The organism is Ruminococcus sp. D54t1_190329_F1, assembly GCF_015551645.1.
Classification (GTDB): Bacteria; Bacillota; Clostridia; order Lachnospirales; family Lachnospiraceae; genus Blautia_A; species Blautia_A faecis.
The window spans coordinates 1-6,510 of sequence record NZ_JADNDC010000072.1 but is presented as its reverse complement, the minus strand read 5'-3'; the positions used below and the strand labels follow the sequence as shown (position 1 = coordinate 6,510).

Annotated in this window: 7 protein-coding genes; all 7 read right to left on the bottom strand. The window is 42.4% G+C overall.

Annotation, left to right across the window (positions count from 1 at the left end):
* Positions 1-191: 191 nt before the first annotated feature.
* Positions 192-521, bottom strand: a complete 330-nt coding sequence (locus tag I2D69_RS19250) for a DUF3784 domain-containing protein (RefSeq protein ID WP_195368409.1) — start codon at positions 519-521, stop codon at positions 192-194.
* A 14-nt stretch (positions 522-535) separates the two neighbouring features.
* Entirely contained in the window at positions 536-745 is a 210-nt protein-coding gene (locus I2D69_RS19245; protein WP_005342572.1) for a helix-turn-helix transcriptional regulator, read from the bottom strand.
* Between the two features lies 1 nt (position 746).
* Positions 747-1,061, bottom strand: a complete 315-nt coding sequence (locus I2D69_RS19240) for a DUF6442 family protein (protein WP_003061887.1) — start codon at positions 1,059-1,061, stop codon at positions 747-749.
* A gap of 144 nt (positions 1,062-1,205) precedes the next feature.
* Complete coding sequence (locus I2D69_RS19235) at positions 1,206-2,117, bottom strand: conjugal transfer protein (protein WP_003062215.1); 912 nt, start codon at positions 2,115-2,117, stop codon at positions 1,206-1,208.
* Between the two features lie 16 nt (positions 2,118-2,133).
* Complete coding sequence (locus tag I2D69_RS19230; RefSeq protein WP_003059774.1) at positions 2,134-3,141, bottom strand: bifunctional lysozyme/C40 family peptidase; 1,008 nt, start codon at positions 3,139-3,141, stop codon at positions 2,134-2,136.
* Complete coding sequence (locus I2D69_RS19225) at positions 3,138-5,348, bottom strand: MFS transporter (protein ID WP_003060083.1); 2,211 nt, start codon at positions 5,346-5,348, stop codon at positions 3,138-3,140. Before I2D69_RS19225 ends, I2D69_RS19230 begins: the two co-directional genes overlap by 4 nt.
* Positions 5,348-6,510: ATP-binding protein (locus I2D69_RS19220; RefSeq protein WP_141655016.1), on the bottom strand; the 1,163-nt coding region annotated here is incomplete at its 5' end. The genes I2D69_RS19225 and I2D69_RS19220, both read right to left, overlap by 1 nt.

Genomic DNA, 6,510 nt, shown 5'->3' with positions numbered 1-6,510 from the left:
GGGCGTTTATTCCCAAAATACTTTTTGAAATTTGCCTGCACCTCTGGGTCGGTGCTATTCATAGCTTCATCAATCGTAGCTTCAATATCCGCCCGAACATCAGCCAATGATACACCGCCAGCTTTTGCACCAGCTTTCAATGCCTTTTTTATATCTCTTTTGTTCAGTCCTATCATATTCATACCTCAATTCTACTTTTTAAAGCTAATAAGTTTTCCATTGTATTTTACAATGATGAATATGATATGAAACACTCCTACAACAATCAAAATAAGACCTATGTAATAGCCTAATTCAGAATGAGAGATTAAATTGATAATCGGCATAACAAGAATACCAATACTAACCAGTAAAGTGCCTATTCCTATTTTTTTTGTAAACACCTTTTTATCTTTAGGGTCAAGTTGTGTATAATGATAACCATGTAATAAAGTAATATTCTCTTTTATACCTATTTGATAAGATGTAAAAAGTAAAAACAATCCTATAACTATTTCAACAATCAATTCCTCTAATTCCATAATCGTTCTCTCCTTTAATCAAAATAAAATAATTCTTCAAATTTTTTATCTAAAGCTATACAAAGCACTAATGCCAATTTTGCTGTTGGATTAAATTGTCCAGTTTCAATAGAACTAATTGTATTCCGAGAAACCCCGACTAGTTCAGCTAATTCTGTTTGTGATAATTTTTTTTCTTTTCGTACAGTTTTTAATCTGTTTCGCAAAATTAAATGTTCGTCCATTCTATAAACCTACCATTAAAAATTTATAAAAGTAATACCCCATAAATAGAAAAAAGAATAAAGCAATAACAAATTTGGATTTATTTTTTGAAATATGTGCTTCATAACCCATAGAGCCAAATGCCACAGACCCAATAATTGTCATTATGTCATAGTAAGGTTCTTTACAAACTGCTTTAATGAAAAGAATTAAAATGCAGATAAATAAAACAAACATTAAGCCAAAAGATTTCCCTTGAAGTTTAATATGTTTTTCGTATTCATCAAGATATAGATTCTCTTTTTTGTTTTGTGATAGTATTTTTTCTTTATCCATTATATAACGCTCCCTTCAAATAATACCAAGTACACTTGTCATTTATATTATAGCATTCGGTCATTACAAGTCAATATTTTTGTACAGTTTTCTTGTCGTTTTGTAAAAGCGTGCAAATCTGATAGGAAATGCACGCTATATCATTTATCCTACAATCTTCCAGTTACTATCCTTATGTAGCACAAGCTCATACTGCGATACCTGCGTCGCTTTTGTCTGATTATCAATGAATTTTACCGCAACCTTGACTTTCACATTGTCGCCGTCCTTTATAAAGATAGGGTTTACCAGTTCAGAATAAAGGTAGTCCCTGCCGATAGGTTCAATCACATTTCCCAATACATAGTAAGCAAGCTCTTTTTCCGTCGCTGTTGGGTACAGCTTAAAGAATGTTTCCAGAAAAGCGGTAGCGTCATTTACCGTATCAGCGTCCACGCTTGCGTCTGCTTCTGGTGTCTTAGGCTCATAGTCTGATTTTTCAACTGCTGGTGCAAGGGTAGGGTTTTGAACGATTACCATATCCCCGTCTGCGTCCACATAGACTTTTACAGTATAGGTTGCTTTCACATTGCTTGTCTGTTCTCCCTCTTTTATCTGCTGATCTACTTCGTAGGTAGCAGAAAAAGTGTCCGCTCCCGATTGCTCGATATGCCATACAATCACATCTGTAACCGTGGAGCTGGTCGGTATATCGGTTCTAATGGTGTCTACATTTAAGTCCTGCAATTCCTTTGTCAGATAACCGCTGATTGCCTGCGTCCTTGCTTCGATAGCTTCTTTGCTGTTATCCCATGTGTAATAGGACTTCGCAAAGTTTTTCACGAAATTTTCTATCCCGTTGGTGTCCTGCAAGCAAAGTTCAATGATTTCTTTTTCATGGGTGGTGTGCTGGTCGATAGCCGTAAAATTCTTATACACCCCAAAGCTCACGCTTGCGACAAGCACCACCCACAACGCAATCACGGTTTTCTTATGTGTGCCTACCTTGACAGTACGCACCTTTTTTTCTTTTGGTTCTTTGATAGTTTCTGTCTGTTTCTTATTCTTCTTAAACATATTTTTCAAGTCCTTTCTATTGTTTTACTCGTCCTGCACCGATTAAGTGCTGTTGCCAGTAACTACTACTTAGGTCTGCATATCCTATCGGGTCGCCTGCGTGGTACATCTGTGTCGGCGAAACAAGAATACCGACGTGTGTTACATACGAACCAGCGTTATAGGTGGAATGGAAAAACACCAAATCGCCTGCTTTTGCCTGCGAGAGTGGCAGATGTTGGGTTGCGTCATACTGTGCTTGTGCTGTTCTCGGTAAGGAGATACCAGCTTTTCCATAGCACCATTGCGTCAATCCCGAACAATCAAAGGAAGTATTCGGGTTACTGCCACCATACACATACTTCCAGCCTTGATATTTCAACGCTTCATTCATTACCTTTTGTGCCAGTTCTCCCGATACCTGCGGAACTGCTAAATACTGATTGACTACTTCCACATAGAACATATTTCCATAGCCATACCGCCAGCCCCCATTCTTAGCAACGGCTATCGGGTTGGTGTAGGTTACTTTCTTTCCACCCGATTTCTCACGGGCGAAGCTCTCTGCAAGATTAAAAGTGTGTTTTTTTCCTTTTCCTGCCACATATCCCACATAGCCACCGCCATAGTTATAAGACTGTATCGCTACATTCAAGTCGTCGATACCTTGATTTTTGCAGGAAGAAAGCAGGGACGCAAAATACTTACACCCCTGCTTGATTGAGCTTTCCGTATCTAAGGAATTAGGCGGTAAACCAAGACTTTCCGAACTCTGCATAACATCTTCTGCCGTACCGCCACTTTCTACTTGAATGATAGCAAGTAACACATTGACATACTCGGAGATACCGTTTTCTCTGGCGTATTTTTCTACCATAGGCTGATGTTTCAAGACTTCTGCGGATAGGTTCATACCCGTAATGCCAGAAGAAAAATTGCTGTTCTCGTCGTCGCTGTCCGCACTAATGAGGACGCCAAAGAAAAGCACCAGAGAAAAGAGGATAGGAAACAGACTGCCAATGATAGCGATATGTTTCAGTTTCATTTTTTCTTCTGTCCTTTCTTCGTTACAAGGTTACGGGTTTTCTCTATGGTCTGCTGGTTCTTCTGGACGCTCTGGGTCTGCTGAACCTTTATCCTGCGGTCTTTGGTGTCATTCTGGCGTGTTTCCTGCGATACCACTTTTTCTACATTCTGCCTATGTACTGTCTGTGTAGGCTGGGGTGCTTTCTTATCAGAAGCACCAGAAGATAACGGACGCTCTTTGATAACATTTGTCTTGACTGGCTCACTTGCTTTCGGAGTTGGAGCTGTGGCTGGGCGTTTGACTTCCTGCATTTTTTCAACACTCGGCTTTGGAATGGTTGAAGCTGTGACTGGTCGCTCATGGGGACGGGTAGCTCCCGTTGTCGCTGATCCGTCAGCCTTTCGCTGTACCTGCCTTGCTTCTTGTGCCTTTTGAAGCTCCATACGTTTGTCAGCGATATTTTTCTTACGCTGTTCCTGCTTTTCCAAGCGTCCCGTCTGTCTGGACTGCTGTTCCTGCACCATGCCACGCTTGAAGTCGGACACGCTGGACTTTGCCTTTTCCTTTGCGGAATACACCGCATAAGCGGTCTGTGTCGGCATATCCTTGATATTCTCTTTGACAGCGTTTGCCTTGTCTTTCACTTTATTTTTCGTATCTAAAACAGCACCGACTTTTGAACCTGCACGCTGTCCCATGCTGGAAGTGGTATTGCCCCGATTTTCTTTAGAAGCCGTATTTTTTCTTTCGGCTCTCTTGCCAGCAACGGCACTTCCAGCCACCGCACCAGCTACACCGCCCGAAATACCGCCAGCACTTACCGCCCTTGCAATACGGTGTTCCATACGCCTAGCCCGATGTCGCATAAACAGATACGGTCTGCGGAATATGCGTCGTCCCATGCTTTGACTGTCGCCAGCATTAAGTGAGAACATACTCATTAAGTCGCCCAGCTTCATGTAGATACCAGCGAAACATACTATCTGCAAGAACGCCACCATAAAGAATGGGTAGTCTGTGGAAATGTTGTAAAACATACTGGAAATACTAAATGCCACCGTTACAATGAGCGTTATTCCTGCCCGTGTCATTATGGTATTAAATACTCTCACGATTGCCTGCTTTGCCATGCTTTCATAGCTCGGTATCATGGAAAGTAAAAAACTGATAGGTAAAAACATTGCAAAGATAATAAAAAGTATCTGGCTGAACAACATCATGCCCGTAAGCAAGAATACAAATATCGTGATACCCAAGTTAAAGAACAAGAGGAAGAACACCATACCCAAACGGTTCACGACCTGCGGTATTGTCAGATTGTTATTGTCGTTGTCCTCGATTTCTGTTTTCACGACTTCCTCTCTGGTTTTCCCGTCCTCGTCCTCTGGACTTGCCGATACGAGAGCTTCTACACGGTCTGTCCCGATTTCTTCTGCGTTGCTGTTCCCGAATTGAAGCAAGAGCCACGGCTGTTCCACTTGAATAGAAAATAGGCTGTCCCGTATCAAGTCCACGCTGTCCTTACCCTCGCTGTCGGAGTTAGGGAGCATGATTTTTGTTCCCAAATCCAAAGAAGCGGTACTGATGTCTGATGAAAATTCATTTATCTTCTTGATATAGTCGGGAGCATAAGCAATAAATGAAGCGGACAGCACGAACACCACCACAAAGTTGATAACAGCGTGAAGTGCTTTGCTGGTTTCCCGTTTTATCAGTCCCGTATAAGCAACGTACATTCCCACCACTAAGATAATGAGAAGCAGGAAACCAACATAGAAGCCCGTAGAAGAAAAGCCGTTCTCGGTAACGCCTGCAAGGGTCTGTATGCTCTTTCCGATACTGTCTGCCATATCATTGATGAAGTCCAGCTTATAGGCTTCCTGCACCACATAGCCCGTTGCATTACTCAAATACAAACTGATAGTCCAGACAAAGTTGGTAATGCAGTACAGCCCGTATTGTACCGATTTTCCGATACCGTCGAGCCAGTTCCACGGAAGCCACGACCAGCTATTATCGACGAAAAAATCAAGCTGGTAGTTGGAAAGGGGATATTTTGAATAAAGATTTTCTGCGTTTATGGTATCGTCTACAAGCCCCGTCGCATGAGCCACCGTCCCCAAAAGTGAAAGCAGGATAAGGGAGAGTGCCACCACGAACAGAGCCATTTTGAGAAAGTGGAAAATCTTCTTTTTTGTGAACACACCTTTTATCCTTTCTTTCATCACTCCACCTCATTTCTCTGTACGGGCGGTCTGGTATCAAAGGCGTGTAGCAGTTCTTCAAAGACTGGGTGTATCTGCACCACACCGACACGCCCGTATAAGTCCTGCAATAAGCATTGTCCGTTCTCCAAATCACGCAAGCGTTTCTGGTTGTTCTCATCGTCCTTGTCGATACCGAAAAACTCTAAGGTCTGCTTTATCTCGTTTATATCCGTGCTTCTAAATGCAAACTTTAAGCCGATATTGTTTTTCAGACTTTCCTTTGACACGTCATAGGCAGACTGGGTAACGAAATAAACGCCTGCCTGCATAGCTCGCCCAGCACGAACCAGCTTATTTGATAAGGTTTCTCCTTGTGCCACATTTAAGAACGCCCACGCTTCGTCTAAATCGACAATCTTAAAAATGCTTCTGTCCGAATGGATAAAATCAAGGGCAAAGGTACTAATCACAATCAGCATAGACACAGACAACAATTCAATGGTCGTGTATTCTTCAAAAGTGGTATCTTTATCTGGCAGTACAAGGTCGGCTACTTGAATGATATTGAGCTGATTATCCAGACTGATAGCATTTTCTACCGTACCGTCTGAAAACAGCAGGTGTGCAAAGTCGTAGTCCGTGAAGCTGTCGATATGGTCTGCGATATTTCTTGATATGGGCGTATCTTCACGGCGTAGCTCGTCTATCACATGGAGCAAGCCCCGACTGTCGCTCTGGGTAACGGAGCGTACTGCCTTACGAAGTACGGGGAATTTTTCGCCGTCCCTTGAAGAAATACCCGTAAGGAATGTTAAGATGTCGATTGCCAGACTTTCAGCGTCTTTTACATTCTTCATAATCACAAACGGGTCAAGAAGCCCTGCATTGTCCTTATCGCTGGTAAGATTTACGATATTGATTTCATGTGCAATCTCTGGGAGCGTTTCTTTCCAGTTACCACGCTCACTTTTAGGGTCTAACAGAAGTGCTTGACCGCCAAACAGCACCGCATAATATACCAGAAGATTGTTACAGAACGATTTCCCACCGCCAAGCGAACCGACAAAAGCAGACGCTAAAGCGTTGGTAACTGTACCTTTTACACCTTGACTGGCAAGGGACGGTTGCAGGTACACATTTCTTCCCGTATCAACGGAATAGCCCATATAGATACCCGTAG